Raw genomic sequence first — 16,005 nt, 5'->3', positions numbered from 1 at the left:
AGTGTTAAAACTCTTTCGAGCGATAATCATAAGGATCAATCTGCTTAAGTACCTGCAGCTCGCGCTGCGTCGGCTCGGGAGTGTACCGGATCGAATCATATCTTACCGTAAAGCCGGTATTCTCGATCACTTCCTCCAATGAAGAAGTCGGATGGATACTGTCGAGCTTGAGCTGACCATTTACATATTCAAAGATGCATAGAGGAGTCACGATCTTCCACAGGTTGCCGCGTGTCGTGACGAAGTCCACATGCTCTACAAACGTTCTGCGATCATGCTTGGTGCGCCATATAATAGCTTTCTTGGCTGTTGGAATAAGAACAGCGCTTCCCGCTCCGCCAGGCAGCCGCACCTTCGGGTTATGATAGCTCCCAATTACGGAGGCGTTCACATTGCCATGGATATCAAATTGAACTCCGCCGAGAAAGGCAACATCCAGGCCTCCGCGCATCGAGAGATCGAATACTTCCTCAAGCGGAAAGATCGCTTCTCCTGACGTAACCAGCTCTGCTCCAGCAGAGGAGTATGATGTATGCTTGATCGAAGACGGATTGACCCCGCCGGGAATGTTGAGATGCACCAAGCGAGGAGCATGGAGCTGCCTAGCCAACATCATCGCCACCATTGGCAAATGCGAGGATACACCGTGGAACACCTTCTCGCCGTCCTGCAGCATCCTTGCGATTGCACATACCATGATGTCGCTTGCGCGATATGGTTTCGCAGTCGGTTTCATCTGGAGCTTCCCCCTCTCGCCAGCGTTCTTAGACGATCAGCTCTTTCATAGCCGTTCACATAAGCTTGAATGCCATCCGCATCCCTCAGCTTCAGAAATTGCTGCAGCGCCTTATGATCCACTTCATAGCTCTTATCGCAGGAGCAAGGAGCCGCACCTTTAGGAACATGAACGACAGCGCTCACCAGGAAATGCGGAACGCTGACCGCTTCCGGACGCATTCGAATCTTACTCTTGGGAACAACTCTCTCCGTCGTGATGATCACTTGCTTCGCAGCGCGGCTCATCAGCACATCTTCATATGCCGGACCGAGAATGATGGCGTTGCCTTCTTCATCGCATTCCTGAACGTGAATGACAGCCACATCCGGCACGATCGCTTTCACAACGGTTACCGGTTGATTCGTGAATGGATCCGGTATGACTTGAAAATAATTCACAGCGCCGATCAGATCCCCCGCCTTCAAGCCTGCAACCGGCATGAACGGCGCTCCGCTTGCCGCTGCGCGCAATGCGCAGATGACGGTGTAGCACGCATGCTCGTTGCATTGAACCTTACCTGCTTCCACCGCTTTGCGGTAATGCATCGCGAGACCGTATTCCGTCTCATAGGAGACGAAGCCGGCATTCACCGAATGCACGCAGCCCGCTGCGCAGAGCAGGTCAATATCATGAGCGCCTGCTGTCTTCACCAGGCGCAGGTCCCGCTTCCGCTGGCGAATCAGCTCCCGTACCATCGCCATCGGTGCGCGATGCAGCACATTGCCGCCTAAGGCGAGCACAGCTCCATCCGGGATGAGCGCGCTCGCCTCTTCTATAGTAGAAAGTTTGGAATTCATAGCTTTCGTCAACACTGAACCACCCCGCAAAAACGGACATACAGTCCGTTATTTCTCCCAAAACCAACTGCTTCGCCTATCAAGCGGACCGAGATTCCGCTATGTATGAACATTTCGCCTATAATGACTCGTTTCCAAGCCAATAACGGCACTATTGTCCGCTAAACTCACCATTTACCCCTTATCACCGGAAATAACGGCTCTACGGTCCGCAAAGCGGCACAATAGCTCTGTTTCGAACCCGTAACCTATCGATGTTCAGTCCGCTTCGTACGGCTTCGCTTCCTGCAGTATGTTACTTCACGGCATTGCACGCAATATGCACCGCATCCCACACTCCGGCAAATGGCGGAGCGTAGCACAGGTCCACCATGCCCATCTCAGCTGCCGTCATTCGGTTATGAATAGCGACTGCCAGCACATCGATTCGGAGTACGACACCCTTCTCCCCTATCGCCTGCGCGCCAAGGAGTGTCCCCGTCTTCTTCTCCGTGATCAGCTTAATATGAATCGGAGTCGGAGTCGGATAATAGCGCGGATGATCGGCTGCTGTCACGAATACCGTCGAATACTCGATCGCTAATCGCGCGGCATCTTCCTCCGATATTCCCGTGCGCGCGAGCTCCAGCCCCAGCACTTTAATCGCTGCGCTGCCTAGTGTGCCGACGAACTTCTCGTGCTTGCCGAGCATATTCGTTCCCGCCATACGGCCGCACTTGTTGGCTGTTGTACCGAGCGGAATAAATGTATTCTCCTGCATCACTTTATGATAAACTTCCGCACAATCCCCTGCGGAATAGATGTCTGCAATGTTAGTCCGCATCTCACGGTCAATGATAACCGCTCCGTTCTTCGCGAGCGCGATACCGGAGCCCTTCAGAAACTGCGTAGAAGGCTTAACGCCTACGCACATGATGACCAGATCCGCTGCGTAACTTGCATGATCGGTCTGAATACCTCGTACAGAAGTGTCTCCAAGCAGAGCTTCGACCTTCTCGCCAAGATGAATCATGACACCCTTAGAGATGAGCTCTCTGGTCGCAATATCCGTAATTTCCTTGTCAAATGTCTTCAGCAGCCGGTCTCCCAGCTCGATGACTCTAACGTTCTTTCCCAGCTCTATCATGGCTTCCGCCACTTCGATGCCGATATACCCGCCGCCAACGATCACAACATCGTTCACCTGCGGCGACGAGACCGCTTGTTGCAGCGCTATGCCATCTTCTAAGCTCTTCAATACGTGAACGCCGCTTAACCCGCGCCCTGGTATAGGAGGCACGATAGGGTGCGTTCCAGTTGCTATCATCAGCTTGTCGTAGGATTCCAGAAATACGCGGTCCTGCTCCAGATCCTTAATCATCAGCTGCTTCTGTTCTGGAACGACCTTTAGCACTTCATGCCGCAGCGCTGTTCGAATCCCCGTTTCATGGAATTGCTCCTGTGTCCTGGCGATCATCTTCGTGTAATCATCGTTAGCCCCGGACACATAATAAGGGAGCCCGCAAGCGCCGTATGAGAGGAACAAGCCTTTCTCATATACCACAACTTCTGCCGTTGGGTCTGTACGTTTTAACTTGGACGCTGCCGACATGCCAGCGGCAACCCCGCCAATAATCACGATCTTCATATCCAGCACCTCCAGACATTATAGATCTGCCTGCAAGGCAGGAGGCTTATCCATGATTCCCACTATTAGAGCATCAAGCGGCGCTGGATTGCGGAGCGCGTGCTGCACGTTGCTTCCCTGGCACACGAGCACCCATTGATTGACGCCTGCGCCCAAGGTGTCCCCAGCCACAATAATGCGTCGCTCTTCATGAAGCCCGATCTCAACCATTAACAGCTTGAGGCCTTGAAGCCCATCGTATTTGTTCGTCGATATGACGTTGCCCACCACTTTTCCTATCTCCATGCCGCTCGCCCTCGCTTCTACTTGATAATGTGCAGGCGTTCTCCCGTCTTCAGGCCGAATGCATTGCCGTCATCCGTATCGATATGCATGTCTAATGCATAATTGTCCCGCACTTTGATCGCCACTCCATCCATGACGCCGCCTCTAATCCCTTCCACTCTGACCGATACCCGCTGTCCATGTCGAACACCGAACGCCGCAGCATCGCTCGGCGTCATATGAATATGACGTTCGGCGATAATACAGCCCCGATCCAACTGCAGGCTGCCCGCTGGACCGATGATGCGGATGCCAGGCGTATTCTCGAGATCTCCCGACTCGCGTACGGGCGGCTTGATACCGAGCTTACGGGCATCGCTTGGCGCAAGCTCTACCTGCGTGTTGCCGCGGCAAGGTCCCAGTACGCGCACCCTCTGAATCGCGTCATGCGGCCCGACAAGCGTCACGGTCTCATTAGCCGCATACTGGCCTGGCTGTGATATATCCTTATACTTCGTCAATGCGCTTCCTTTGCCAAATAGAACTTCCAGATGTTCCACGGATAGATGCACATGTCTTGCAGATACGCCGACCGGCACCTCCGTCTGCAGCTCGCCAGATGACGTTAGTCCGATTGCTTGCAGCTCGTCCATGATTAGCTTCGTGATCGATTGAACCCATTGATCATTCGATATCATGTTATCGTTCATTCCACATCACCTGCTTACTTCACGCCCGGAAGCATCTTCAGCACGTCAGTGTGCGGTCTTGGAATCACATGCGCCGCTACCAATTCGCCAATGCGCTGCGCAGCTTCTGATCCTACTTCAACCGCTGCTTTAACTGCGCCGACATCGCCTTTTACGATTACGGTAACAAGTCCGGAGCCGATCTTGTCCGTGCCGACGATTTCTACGTTTGCTGCCTTCAGCATCGCGTCTGCCGCTTCAACCGCAGCTATAAAGCCTTTCGTTTCGATCATGCCGATAGATTCACTCATGATATAATCCTCCCCTGAATAGCATTAATGATTAACGATCCTAACGTATTGAAATAGTCAACGTATTACTTACTTCAATGTCGGCAGCATCTTCTGAACATCAAGATGCGGTCTAGGAATCACATGTACAGCTACCAGCTCGCCTACACGCTGAGCCGCCTCTGCGCCCACTTCCGCCGCCGCTTTAACCGCGCCAACATCGCCTTTCACCAATACGGTAACTAAGCCGGAGCCGATCTTCTCCGTACCGACGATTTCCACATTTGCTGCCTTCAACATCGCATCCGCTGCCTCGATTGCAGCCGTTAAACCTTTCGTCTCGATCATAGCCAATGCTTCATTCATCTTTGCTACCTCCATTAATGTTTAATTTGGTTTAAGATTTAGGCTGTCTCCTGCTTCTTGCCCGCTTAGGCGGAGCTTCCGATACCAAGCCTTGTTCCTGTTCCGTTATCGTTTCGGACTCTTTCTGAACCGCAGGCTCTGCTTGAGCACTTGGAACGATGAACTTCATAATCTCTGCATGCGGCTTGGAGATCACCAAGCTCATCTTCAGCGGATTGTTAGCTTTGCCTTCACATACCTGTCTTGCCGCCTCAACTGATGCTGTGACTTGCGATACTCCGCCGCCGACGATAACCGTTACCAATCTGCCGCCCAGCAGCTTCTCGCTTGTCAGGAACTGCACATCCGCTGACTTCGTCATCGCATCCAACACTTCAATTGCAGTGGAGAAGTACTGCACCTCCACTACTCCAATCGCATCAATATGTGTCATGCTGTTCCCTTCCTTCACTCCGAAGCGAGCAGTACATCAAGCTCGTCCGCTGGCTTGTAGAGAATATGGGAGGATATAAGCTCCCCTGTCCGACGAGCTTCCGCCGATCCAACCTCCAGTGCGGTTCGCACCGATTCAATATCGCCTTGGACGATAACCGCCACATAGCCGGCGCCGGACTTGTCAACCTTAAGTACCTCTACGTAAGCAAATTTCACCATCATCTCCGCAGCCAGCCAAGCTGAGGTGAATCCTCGTGTTTCGATCATACCGATAGACGCTCTCATGGGATTCCCCCTTATCCGCTGCTTCTGAAGCTACTTCGGACTGACCTTCCCCTGCGGCAACAGCCCCATTAGCTCCGCGCTCCCTGATGGGATAAGATGAAACAGCATCTCATCCGGGGCCAGATATCGGGATGCTGTTTCGCGCGCGACGTCCAGCGCAACCTGCACATCGCTGACTGTCCCTGAGAACTTAACCTGAATCATAACGGGTATTCTCGCACGGCTGTCATTCGGCGGATTGTTGCAATCGATCCCTTGTATCGTGATATTAGCTGCCTTGCAAGCCTGATCCATCACAGCTAATGCTACGCTGTATCCTTGAACCTCTACACATCCAATCGCGGTGCGTGTCATGGCTATCACCTACCCTATAATTCGGAATCCGCCCTCAGCCAACACGCATCGCACTTTACGCGTAAACGTCTTGGCGGACGTCAATCCTTCTCCCGTCGGTCCAGCTATCGTCATCGTTGTGTAGCCTTCTCCTCCGAAGCCCACTCCCGCTAAGGATGACGCATTCTTCACGAATATCGTCGTACCGACAGCTCGTGCGAACTTCGTAAGATGATTAACGTTCGTGGAATGCATGATCGCCGTATGGCGATTGCCATGCTCCGCTGTCACTGCTAACTCAATCGCTTCATCCAGGTCCGCTGTCCGCACGATCGGCAGAACCGGCATCATCTGTTCCAATTGGACAAATGGATGATGGAAGTCCACCTCGCAGATGAGCAGCTTCACGTCTTGTCTGCCGTGTACGCCGATCTTCTCTAGGAAGCGCGATGCGTCCTTCCCGATCCAATCCTTCGCGACGTGATATTCCCGCTTCGTATCTAGTGAGCATCCGCCTGCGACCTGCCGTACATTCGGCTCAAGCGCGAAGCTCATCACCTGCTCCAGCTCGCGTTGATTCAAACGATAGGCGCCGTGGTTCAGCATGTGGAAGATGAGATCATCCGCCACGCTGTTCACCACGAACACTTCCTTCTCCGCGATGCACAGGATGTTATTTTCAAATGAAGCCCCTGCAATGATCGCCTTGGCAGCCCGTTCGATGTCAGCCGTTTCGTCCACGACAACCGGGGGATTGCCCGCTCCCGCTCCGATCGCTTTCTTGCCGGAGCTGAGCAAGGCTTTGACTAAACCAGGTCCGCCAGTACCTAAGAGCAGCTTGACTTCTGGCGACTCTGTGATGCGATCCAACGATTCCTTGCTCGGATCCTTCACCATCGTAATCAAGTTAAGAGGACCGCCCGCAGCCACAATCGCTTTATTCAGCAGCTGAACTGCGTAAGCGCAGCTTCTCTTGGACGAAGGGTGGACATTGAATACGACCGCATTGCCTGCCGCCAACAATCCGATAGAATTGTTGATGACTGTTTCCACCGGATTCGTCACAGGCGTAACGGCTCCAACGAGACCGAAGGGGCCTTCTTCAACAATGGTTAGTCCATCGTCACCGGACCACGCTTGCGTGCTCAGATCCTCTGTCCCCGGCGTCTTCATCGCCGTCAATTCCAGCTTCGCAATCTTATCCTCGACACGTCCCAAGGATGTCTCTTCCCAGATCATCCGCGCCAGCGTCTCTTTATGCTCAAGAGTCGTCTGACGGATCGCCTGAATCAGCTTCTCCCGTTCAGCCAGCTTGCCATTCTTCGCATACAGCTTCTGCGCGGCAGCAGCCGCAAGAATAGCATCATCCGCCTGTTCAAACACGCCATAATCGCCTCGTGAATGATGAGAGCTCACACTTGCAGGAGCGGCTTGAAGCGACGATGCTGCGGCGAGCGCAGACTTTTGCTGCGATACAAGCTGTGATGCTGGCTCTGGCTGCGCTTGACCGAGGCTTTGACCAATGTTCTTCAAGACGCCTTGAATGATGCTCTGCACATCTTGTTCGGTCAACTTCACGCTCATGTACGGTCACTCCTAACGGCTTAGTTTCTTCAATACTTGTTCCGTTACCTTCGCTACGATCGCCTCGATCATGTCCTGCTTGTCCTTCGCGGATAATTCCGATAACCCAACCGGTGTTTCCGAGGTAGCCGCTGCTTGTCTAGATCCTTCCACATCCGAAGCATCTGAAGCATCCGAAGGATACTTGCAAGCTGGCGTTCCGCCGCTCGTAATTCCCATCTTCGCGCGTATCGAGATCAGATCAGACACCTGGTTGCAGTTCAACTCATTCGCCTGATTAATAATTCGTCCGGAGTACATTAGCATAAGCGCATAATGCTCCAGCGACTCCATCCGATAATAGGCTTCGATGATGTCTGTTCCCCATGTCAACGCGCCGTGATTCGCAAGTAGCACCGCATTATAGTCCTTGCAGTAAGGCGCGATCGAATTCGGCACCTCTTCCGTGCCCGGTGTCGCATACGGTGCGACTGGCACCGTACCCAGGATGACAACCGCTTCTGGCGACACCGCCTTGTCAAGATCGATTCCCGCGATGGCGAACGATGTGGCAACAGGCGGATGTGCGTGTACAACCGCTGTCACGTTCGGGTTCTCCTTGTATACACGGAGATGCATCTTGATCTCGGAAGACGGCTTGCGCTTCCCAGCTAGAACCTTGCCGCTCAGGTCCAGCTTGACCAGCATATCAGGTGTCATAAATCCTTTGCTTACCCCGGTCGGCGTTGCCCAGATCGTGTTAGGACCTGTCTTTATCGTAATGTTGCCGTCATTAGCCGCGACAAAATTCTTGTTGTACATCCGCCTTCCAATCTCGCATATCATCTTCTTCGCTTCATAGTCAGAAAGATAAGCTGAAGTCTTCTCTATCATACAATCACTTCCTATTGGTATATAATGCCTGTTTCTGTTGATGACTTGATTTTCTTACTTTATACATAGTTTGTCAATTATTTATTTTGTTTTTTGTGGTTTTTATATGTTTAACCGCTCCATTCTGGATCAAATACGCCACAAATACTCAAAACACAAGGTTTCCATCCCAATTTGTCCTTAAAATAACGTCATCTCACCTCAACCACAAACCAAACAAATATGGTATAATGTTGTAAATTCCACAACATTAATGGAAAGTACGTGATCCTATGCTGCCTATAGCAAGAAAGTCCAAGATCAAAGAAATCATATTAGAGAAGAAGAATGTGACCGTTTCCGAGTTGGCTGGATTGTTCTCGGTTACAGAGGAAACGATTCGCAGGGATCTCAAGCAGCTGGAAGACGAGGGTGTGCTTACTCGTACATATGGCGGTGCCTACATTTCAGACGGTGTTCAGAATGATGTGAACTTTAATTTGCGAGAGCATATACATGTGGAAGGCAAGAAGAAGATTGCCGAGAAGTGCGTACAGTTTATTAATAACGGGGACTCGATCTTTCTTGATGCCTCTTCAACATCGCTGTACATTGCCAATATGCTTCGTGACAAACGAATTACGATCGTAACGAACTCAATTAAGATCGTTAACGCATTGATCGACAGCACCAGCGTGCATCTCGTCATTCTGGGCGGCAGCATCTCTCCGTCCTCCATGTCCAGCTTGGGACGCAACACCGAGCTAAGCATACAAAGCTATTATTTCGACCTAGCTTTCATCTCTTGCCGTTCGATCAGCATGCAGCATGGCATAACGGATTCGAATGAGCAGCAGGCGGAAGTGCGCCGTCTAGCCGTCGAGCGTGCCAACAAAGCGTACCTCATTGCCGACTACACGAAGTTTGATCGCACATCGTTTGCCAGCATATGCGGCTTTGATCAGATCGATACGCTCATTGTTGATCAAGCCTTATCTCCAGACTGGCATCGCCATCTGGAGCAGAACGGCATATCCTTGCATGAGTGCGACTAATGAATTCGAATAAAGCCCGCCCTAGGAGTCTGCATCCAGCAGATTCGTATAGAGCGGGCTTTATCATTTATTAGCTCTCAAACATCTTTGGCAAGCTTACGTTGAACGGCGGATATGCAATACCGTTCTGTGTAATGATAGCGCTGATCAGCGAATGATCCGTTACGTCAAATGCAGGATTATACACCTGCACACCCGCAGGCGCCATCGGCTTCTCATACCATTGCGACGTCACTTCTTCGTCGGCGCGCAGCTCGATATGAATATCGTCGCCGGTCTCGCATTTCAAGTCGATTGTAGACAGCGGCGAGCATACATAGAACGGTATGCCGTAGTGCTTTGCGAGAATCGCCACGGCAGATGTGCCGATCTTGTTGGCAGTATCACCGTTAGCCGCGACGCGGTCGCAGCCGACGAGCACCGCCTGCACTTTACCTTCCTTCATCACGATCGAGGACATATTATCGCAGATTAACGTGACATCTACTCCCGCTTCCTTCAGCTCCCACGCTGTCAGCCTTGCACCCTGCAAGAGCGGTCTCGTCTCATCCGCGAACACCTTGAACTGATAGCCATGCTCCTGTCCCAGGTATATTGGAGCCAATGCCGTACCATACTTGGCCGTTGCAATAGCGCCTGCATTACAATGCGTCAGCAGTCCCCAGTTCGGCTCCAGCAGAGACAGCGCGTACTTGCCGATGCTCTCGCATACGATCTCGTCTTCAGCGCGGATCGCCTCTGACTCCTCGCGCAGCGCTTCCTTGATCTCGGCTACGGTCTTGTCAGCCTCGCGCAGCAAGCGCGCTTCCATCCGGTCCAGCGCCCAGAACAGATTAACGGCTGTCGGTCTGGAGGAGGCGAGATAATCCTTAACCTCCTTAACATCCTGGCACAGCTGCTCGAACGTTTCAGCCTTGGAACGCTTTGCGCCTAAGTACAAGCCATACGCCGCAGCTATTCCGATCGCTGGAGCACCGCGCACCTTCAGCTTGAATATCGCATCCCATATATCCTTAAGCTCTGTCAGCCGCAAGAACACCTTCTCATTCGGCAACAGCGTCTGATCCAATATGACCAGTGTATCGTGCTCGTCATCCAGTACAACAGATTGAATCATCGTAATTGATGTGGTGTCGCTGCTCATCATGTCATATCCCTCCCGAAGCTTATCACTTGAAGTTAACGAGCTTAACTAAGCTACCTAGTTAATCTATCTAGCTAATCTATCTAGCTCAACAAGCTCAACTAGCTCACAATCTTGCTGTCTGCTATCACATCGTCAACGATCTGTTTGAAATCGTCGCCAGTGCGAATGCTGGCGCGCTGCATAATGAAGGTCTTCCCGATCACGAGCAGCAGCTTCTCCGCACGAGCTCTTGCCGTCTGATCAGCGATAGAAGCCACATCCTTCACACCTGCCAGACCAATAATTCGGCGTATAAGTTCCATACCAGCTACAGCTGCCGCATCGGAAATAATTCCGCTCAAATAGTAAGTGTCGAATCCCGGAATCTTCGCTACACGATCTGTCGCAGCTTCCTGATATAGCCTCATGAATTTTTCACGGAACAAGTTAATGACGTCTACCATGCATGTGATCAGCCAAGCCTTCTGCTGTTCTCTTGCTGCCTCGTCTTTCATCACGCTATCCGCATTGACATAAGCGAATAATAGATGCGCAATTACATTGCCGACATCATACCCAGCTGGACCGTAGAATGCGAATTCCGGATCGATAATCTTCGTTGAATCTTCCTTGATAAAGATCGAGCCCGAGTGCAGGTCACCATGCAGCAAGGCTTGCGCATGATTCATAAACTCGAATTTAAGCTTCGCCGTCTCCAGCAGCAGCTCTTCATCTTCCCACAAGTAAGACTTCGCGAATTCACGCGTCGGCTCGAATATATCGTTCCGAGGACAATCGTAAAATGGCTCTGTATAAACAAGATCCTCCGAGATCTCGCATAGATCGGGATTAATGAATCGCTTCAACTGTTCTTTCTTCTCTTTATGGTTCATGACGATGTCAGATGTCAGCAGCAGCGTACTCGCCATAAAAGTAGAGATATGCTCCGCGAACATCGGAAACTGCTTATGATCGAGCAGCGCCTTTCTCATAATCTCGTGATCGGACAGATCCTCCATCACACAGCAGTTCATAATCGGATCATACTTGTACATGATAGGAACAAGGCCTGGTGCGAGCTCGTGCTGAAGCTTCAATATCTCACTTTCAATCCGATTGCGATCGGGAGATACGATGAACTCATCAGATATGCGAGCAACAGGTCCTGCCTGCTTGATAATAATAGATTTATTCGTACGGGTATCCACAAGACGGAATACATAGTTCAGATTGCCATCGCCTATCTCTTTGCATGTCAGCTCCGCGCCTTCATCGAAGTAATCAAGCTGCGTTAACGCGTATTGTACGACATCGGGTTCTTTCATGGTGAAATAATGAGTGAACTGATTCATTCGAATTACCTCCCCTAATCGCTACTTCTTCTTGTAATAAGTCAACGCCAAGGCAAACGCCAATACAGTACCCTTCACAATATCCATGGCATAGTACGGGACGCTCATCATAACCAATCCATTTTGTAAAATCCCGATCAACACTGCCCCTACGAACGTCCCGATTGCATTCGGCTTACCAGCGCCGAGCACGGAGAATCCAATATACGCTGCTGCAACCGAGTCCATGAGATATGGCGCTCCCGAATTTACTTCAGCTGTCATGACGCGAGCGCCCAGCATAATACCGCCGATGGCTGCGAACATCGCGGATAAGATATACGCCGCCACTCGGTATTTATTGACCGAGATACCTGATAGCTTCGCCGCTTCCATATTGCCGCCGATCACATACATATAACGACCATGCTTCGTATAGGTGAGGAAGATGTGAACGATGATGACGATGACGAGCATAATCAGGATGATCCAAGGCACTTGACCGATCTTCGAGAAGAAAGGACTGATCGTTCCAGTCGAGAAGCTTCCGTCCGGCATAACCATGTTCTGTGATACCGTCGCACCGCGTGTATAAGTAAGCGCGATTCCCTGTACCACGAACATTGTAGCTAGGGTCATCAGCATATCCGTAATCTTTAGCTTCACGATCATGAAGGCATTGATCAATCCCACCACTATGCAAACGAGAATAGCGGTTACAATACCCAAGCCTACGCTCATGCCGTGCCATACAAACATAGAGATGACGACCGCATTCGCGAGTGAGGCTACTGAGCCTACCGATAGGTCGAATCCTCCTACAGATAGGGAGATTGTTATTCCGATAGATATAATCGTAACGATAGAAATAGAACGCAGAATGTTGACTAAGTTAGAAGGCTGAAGAAAGCTGTCCGATGTCAAGCCAAATACAACAATCAAGATGCCAATCGTGATGATCGTTCCATATCGATACAGGAAGTCGAATAGATCAAACGATTTGGGAGCTTTATTAGTTTGAATAGTCTTAGCAGTGCTCATCATTATTTTCCTCCCGTAGAGTAGTACAGCAACTCTTCTTCATTCGTGCGGCTCGTCTCCAGCTCTTTGACTAGCATGCCGTCATACAATACATAGGTCCGGTCCGTAATGCCGATAATTTCCGACAGCTCGCAAGATGCATATAGAATGCATTTTCCCCGTTCAGCCAGTTGAAAGATAAGCTCGAATATATCCTTCTTCGCTCCGACATCGACGCCTTTAGTCGGCTCGTCAAATATGTACACTTCCGCATCGGTAATCAGCCATTTGCCGATCGCAACCTTCTGCTGATTGCCTCCTGATAGATTCTGCACCTTGGTATTCTCACTCGGAGTCTTGATGCCCAGATCCTGAATGATCGTACGCGCTGCTTCCTTCTCCTTCTTAAATCGCAACCACGTATTCATGCTGCAGAACTTCTTCAGATTGACTGCTGTGATATTGACAGCAACAGATTCGCTGACCAGTATCCCTTCTTTGCGACGTTCCTCCGGCACTAGGGCTATGCCCTGCTTCATCGCGTCATGGGGATTGCGGATACTGAGCTTCTTGCCGTGAAGATGCAGCTCGCCTGAGACAGATGCCGATGCGCCAAACAGCGCTTTGCACAGCTCAGTCTTGCCCGCGCCTACCAAGCCTGCGATTCCGATAATTTCTCCCTTTCTTAAATACATATCAATAGGCTGAACTTTATCCCGATCGCTGAACTGCTTCACCTCAAACATGGTTTCACCAAGTTCAACCCTTACCTTCGGAAACTGATCACCCAGTGATCTGCCAAGCATATGTTCTACGACGTGATTCTGCGTCACATCCGCAATCTTCTCTCTAACGACGAATTCACCGTCCCTCATGACGGTAATGTCATCGCATATTTCGAACAATTCGGGCAGACGGTGAGAAATAAAAATCACGCCGACATTTTCTCTTTTCAACTCTCGTACGATGCGGAACAGCTCTTGCGTCTCAGCATGGCTTAATGGCGCTGTAGGCTCATCGAGTATTAGAAATCTGCATGTCTTCGATATAGCCCTTGCTATTAACACCATTTGCTTCTCTGCTAGTGTCAGTTGACTTACTAGCTTCTTCGAGGATACTTTGACGTTAATCCTGTTCAATATTTCCTGCGCGCGCTTATGAGTCTGGCTCCATGAAACGATTTGCTGCTTCCCCATGTCATTGACCATGTGATCCAGCATGATGTTCTCGCCCACCGTCAAGTAAGGGACTAATGCGGTGTCTACTTCTTGATAAACGATCTGAATACCCAGTTCCTTCGCGTCTCTTGGGCTGCGAATATGAACTTCTTGACCATCGATATAGATCTGGCCTGAATAGTGATTGTAGACCCCTGATAACACCTTCATCAGCGTTGACTTTCCAGCGCCATTCGCACCGATTAAAGCATGAGAACTTCCTGTCATCGTGCTGAAGAAAACATTATTTAATGCTTTGACACCTGGGAACTCGATCGTTATGTTCTTCATCTGCAGTTCGATTGCGTTCACTGCCCCCATAGCTTCACCCTCTAACAGGTACTTTGTAGGCAGGCAGGAAAACGTTCTCATAACTGCTTCCCTGCCTGCTGATGTACTATTCTATTGCTGCGGACTACTTTTTATTAGCTTCCTTCAGCTTCTTCATCCAGCCTTCTTCAAACTCTGTGCTGACGCCCCATCCCGGAATAATGCTAGCCAGATTCACCATGTTCACTGCTTCGGAGGAGCCTTTCAGCTTCTCTTGTGTAATCATCGTTGCAGCCAGATTGTATACTGCTGGTGTCTCTTCCTCTGCAATCTTCTTCGCAAGAATACGGAGGTTAACCGCACCGATAATCTTCGGATCAACGGCTGCTGTAGCTACCCATGGGCTCTTGTCTTCTTGCATCGCTTGAAGGTCGGCATTCGATACGTCGATACCGAAGATTTTAACTTCATCACGGCCTGCTTCTTTGATAGCTCGATTCGCTCCGATAGCAAAGGCATCCCATGTTGCAAATATGCCGTCGATCTCGCCTTTCGGATACTTCGTCAGCATTGCAGCTACAGCATTCTGTGTCTGAACTGAAGTATCAGCAGCAGCAATACCGAATCGATCGATCTCCTCATAACCAGGGTTGGCCGTCAAAAATTGCTGATAGATCGCGTTGCGTCTTACCATTGGCGGGAAACCGTCTACCCATAGATAGACGATCTTGCCTTGGCCTTTAAGCCCTTTATGCATCTCATCCAATGCGAGCTTGGCCAAGTTCTCATCATCCTGAGAAGTAAGCGTTACGCCTTCAATATCGGCCAGACCGCCAATAGAGTCGTACGTTACAACTGGAATTCCCTTCTCTCGAATCTTCTTCACATCTTCAATTGTCGCTTCATCATCACCATGCGAGATAATGAAACCGTCATAATCTTTCTCAAGCGATTGGGCAATAGCATCATGGAACTTAGCAGTATCACCATTCGCTGAGAAGGTATCAACTGTGAATCCCATAGACTCTCCTTCTTCCTTAGCGCCAGCCAAGAACTGAGCCGTATGATCATCGCCGCCAATCTTGCGAATAACCATAATCTTCACTTGATCATCTTTTGCGACCTTATCAGGTACTCCTTCAACCGCGGTTGTCCCTTTTGAGCCTTTGCTTCCACCGTCGCCCGTGGAGCAGCCTGTAGCAACCAGAACTACTACCATTAGTGAAAGCAGCATCTTACTGAACAATTGTCTCTTCAACACTAAACCCCCTTAATCAAGTTATGACTCTACTAATGCCTTGTTGATTACCAGAACATGTAATGTTCATGGCAGAATTTTAGCATGGAAATACTTGGTTTACAACGAAAATTTATTGTTTTTTATGTAGTTTTGATTACTTTATATCTGTTTTGTATGGTTTTATTACATCTAATCCCATATTTGTTCACGAATATATAAATACTCTATTTTATATTGAGCTAGAGAAAATATAAAAAGGCTCATCTTCGATCTCATCATGAGATGGAAAGATGAACCTTAAAATTGAAGTAATTAGAATAAAAAAAAAGCAGTTTTAAGGTTTCCCTCAAAACTGCTGTAAGTTCATAAACTGGTGAGCCATGAAGGACTCGAACCTTCGACACCCTGATTAAAAGTCAGGTGCTCTACCAACTGAGCTAATGGCT

18 protein-coding genes are annotated in these 16,005 nt (G+C 50.0%); 1 reads left to right on the top strand and 17 read right to left on the bottom strand.

What is annotated here, in order from left to right; all coding sequences use genetic code 11:
* Window positions 1–4 precede the first annotated feature (4 nt).
* The 12 genes from AC3WTP_RS22635 to AC3WTP_RS22580 all read right to left on the bottom strand — a co-directional run bounded on the left by AC3WTP_RS22635 (window position 5) and on the right by AC3WTP_RS22580 (window position 8,321).
* A complete protein-coding gene (locus AC3WTP_RS22635; protein WP_492396884.1) occupies window positions 5–736 on the bottom strand; it encodes a CoA-transferase subunit beta in 732 nt (243 codons plus the stop codon).
* A complete protein-coding gene (locus AC3WTP_RS22630; RefSeq protein ID WP_492396883.1) occupies window positions 733–1,587 on the bottom strand; it encodes a CoA transferase subunit A in 855 nt (284 codons plus the stop codon). Before AC3WTP_RS22630 ends, AC3WTP_RS22635 begins: the two co-directional genes overlap by 4 nt.
* A gap of 283 nt (window positions 1,588–1,870) precedes the next feature.
* Window positions 1,871–3,202 (bottom strand): CoA-disulfide reductase, encoded by a 1,332-nt coding sequence (locus tag AC3WTP_RS22625; protein WP_492396882.1) that lies wholly within the window; start codon window positions 3,200–3,202, stop codon window positions 1,871–1,873.
* Window positions 3,203–3,220: 18 nt separating this feature from the next.
* On the bottom strand, window positions 3,221–3,487 hold the full coding sequence (locus AC3WTP_RS22620; RefSeq protein WP_492396881.1) for a EutN/CcmL family microcompartment protein: 267 nt from the start codon (window positions 3,485–3,487) through the stop codon (window positions 3,221–3,223).
* Window positions 3,488–3,504: 17 nt separating this feature from the next.
* Window positions 3,505–4,176 (bottom strand): phosphate propanoyltransferase, encoded by a 672-nt coding sequence (gene pduL / locus AC3WTP_RS22615; RefSeq protein WP_492396880.1) that lies wholly within the window; start codon window positions 4,174–4,176, stop codon window positions 3,505–3,507.
* 14 nt (window positions 4,177–4,190) lie between these two features.
* Window positions 4,191–4,466: a BMC domain-containing protein gene (locus AC3WTP_RS22610; RefSeq protein WP_492396879.1), complete on the bottom strand. Its 276-nt coding sequence runs from the start codon at window positions 4,464–4,466 to the stop codon at window positions 4,191–4,193.
* A 69-nt stretch (window positions 4,467–4,535) separates the two neighbouring features.
* A complete protein-coding gene (locus tag AC3WTP_RS22605; protein WP_458570570.1) occupies window positions 4,536–4,811 on the bottom strand; it encodes a BMC domain-containing protein in 276 nt (91 codons plus the stop codon).
* Window positions 4,812–4,842: 31 nt separating this feature from the next.
* Window positions 4,843–5,244: a BMC domain-containing protein gene (locus tag AC3WTP_RS22600; protein WP_492396878.1), complete on the bottom strand. Its 402-nt coding sequence runs from the start codon at window positions 5,242–5,244 to the stop codon at window positions 4,843–4,845.
* Between the two features lie 14 nt (window positions 5,245–5,258).
* Window positions 5,259–5,531, bottom strand: a complete 273-nt coding sequence (locus AC3WTP_RS22595; protein ID WP_492396877.1) for a BMC domain-containing protein — start codon at window positions 5,529–5,531, stop codon at window positions 5,259–5,261.
* Between the two features lie 30 nt (window positions 5,532–5,561).
* On the bottom strand, window positions 5,562–5,885 hold the full coding sequence (locus AC3WTP_RS22590; RefSeq protein WP_492396876.1) for a BMC domain-containing protein: 324 nt from the start codon (window positions 5,883–5,885) through the stop codon (window positions 5,562–5,564).
* A gap of 9 nt (window positions 5,886–5,894) precedes the next feature.
* Entirely contained in the window at window positions 5,895–7,448 is a 1,554-nt protein-coding gene (locus AC3WTP_RS22585; RefSeq protein WP_492396875.1) for an aldehyde dehydrogenase family protein, read from the bottom strand.
* A 12-nt stretch (window positions 7,449–7,460) separates the two neighbouring features.
* Window positions 7,461–8,321, bottom strand: a complete 861-nt coding sequence (locus AC3WTP_RS22580; RefSeq protein ID WP_492396874.1) for a class II aldolase/adducin family protein — start codon at window positions 8,319–8,321, stop codon at window positions 7,461–7,463.
* A 272-nt stretch (window positions 8,322–8,593) separates the two neighbouring features.
* On the opposite strand from AC3WTP_RS22580, the gene AC3WTP_RS22575 reads away from it, so the two are divergent.
* Window positions 8,594–9,355, top strand: coding sequence for a DeoR/GlpR family DNA-binding transcription regulator (locus AC3WTP_RS22575; protein WP_492396873.1), 762 nt, complete (start codon window positions 8,594–8,596; stop codon window positions 9,353–9,355).
* 70 nt (window positions 9,356–9,425) lie between these two features.
* Here the strand turns inward: AC3WTP_RS22575 and mtnA are convergent, their stop codons facing one another.
* From mtnA to AC3WTP_RS22550, 5 genes are all read right to left on the bottom strand, one after another.
* Window positions 9,426–10,499: an S-methyl-5-thioribose-1-phosphate isomerase gene (gene mtnA, locus AC3WTP_RS22570; RefSeq protein ID WP_492396901.1), complete on the bottom strand. Its 1,074-nt coding sequence runs from the start codon at window positions 10,497–10,499 to the stop codon at window positions 9,426–9,428.
* Window positions 10,500–10,600: 101 nt separating this feature from the next.
* Window positions 10,601–11,833 (bottom strand): S-methyl-5-thioribose kinase, encoded by a 1,233-nt coding sequence (gene mtnK, locus AC3WTP_RS22565; RefSeq protein ID WP_492396872.1) that lies wholly within the window; start codon window positions 11,831–11,833, stop codon window positions 10,601–10,603.
* Between the two features lie 21 nt (window positions 11,834–11,854).
* Window positions 11,855–12,853, bottom strand: a complete 999-nt coding sequence (locus AC3WTP_RS22560) for an ABC transporter permease (RefSeq protein ID WP_492396900.1) — start codon at window positions 12,851–12,853, stop codon at window positions 11,855–11,857.
* Window positions 12,854–12,855: 2 nt separating this feature from the next.
* The gene (locus AC3WTP_RS22555) at window positions 12,856–14,370 is read right to left on the bottom strand and encodes a sugar ABC transporter ATP-binding protein (protein WP_492396899.1); all 1,515 of its coding nucleotides are present in this window, start codon (window positions 14,368–14,370) and stop codon (window positions 12,856–12,858) included.
* Between the two features lie 94 nt (window positions 14,371–14,464).
* Complete coding sequence (locus AC3WTP_RS22550; protein ID WP_492396871.1) at window positions 14,465–15,577, bottom strand: sugar ABC transporter substrate-binding protein; 1,113 nt, start codon at window positions 15,575–15,577, stop codon at window positions 14,465–14,467.
* Window positions 15,578–16,005: the final 428 nt, after the last annotated feature.

This window comes from Paenibacillus sp. EB106-04-04-XG159, from assembly GCF_058791835.1.
Note: the sequence above shows the minus strand (reverse complement) of the source record. Positions and strands in the feature narration are given on the sequence as shown.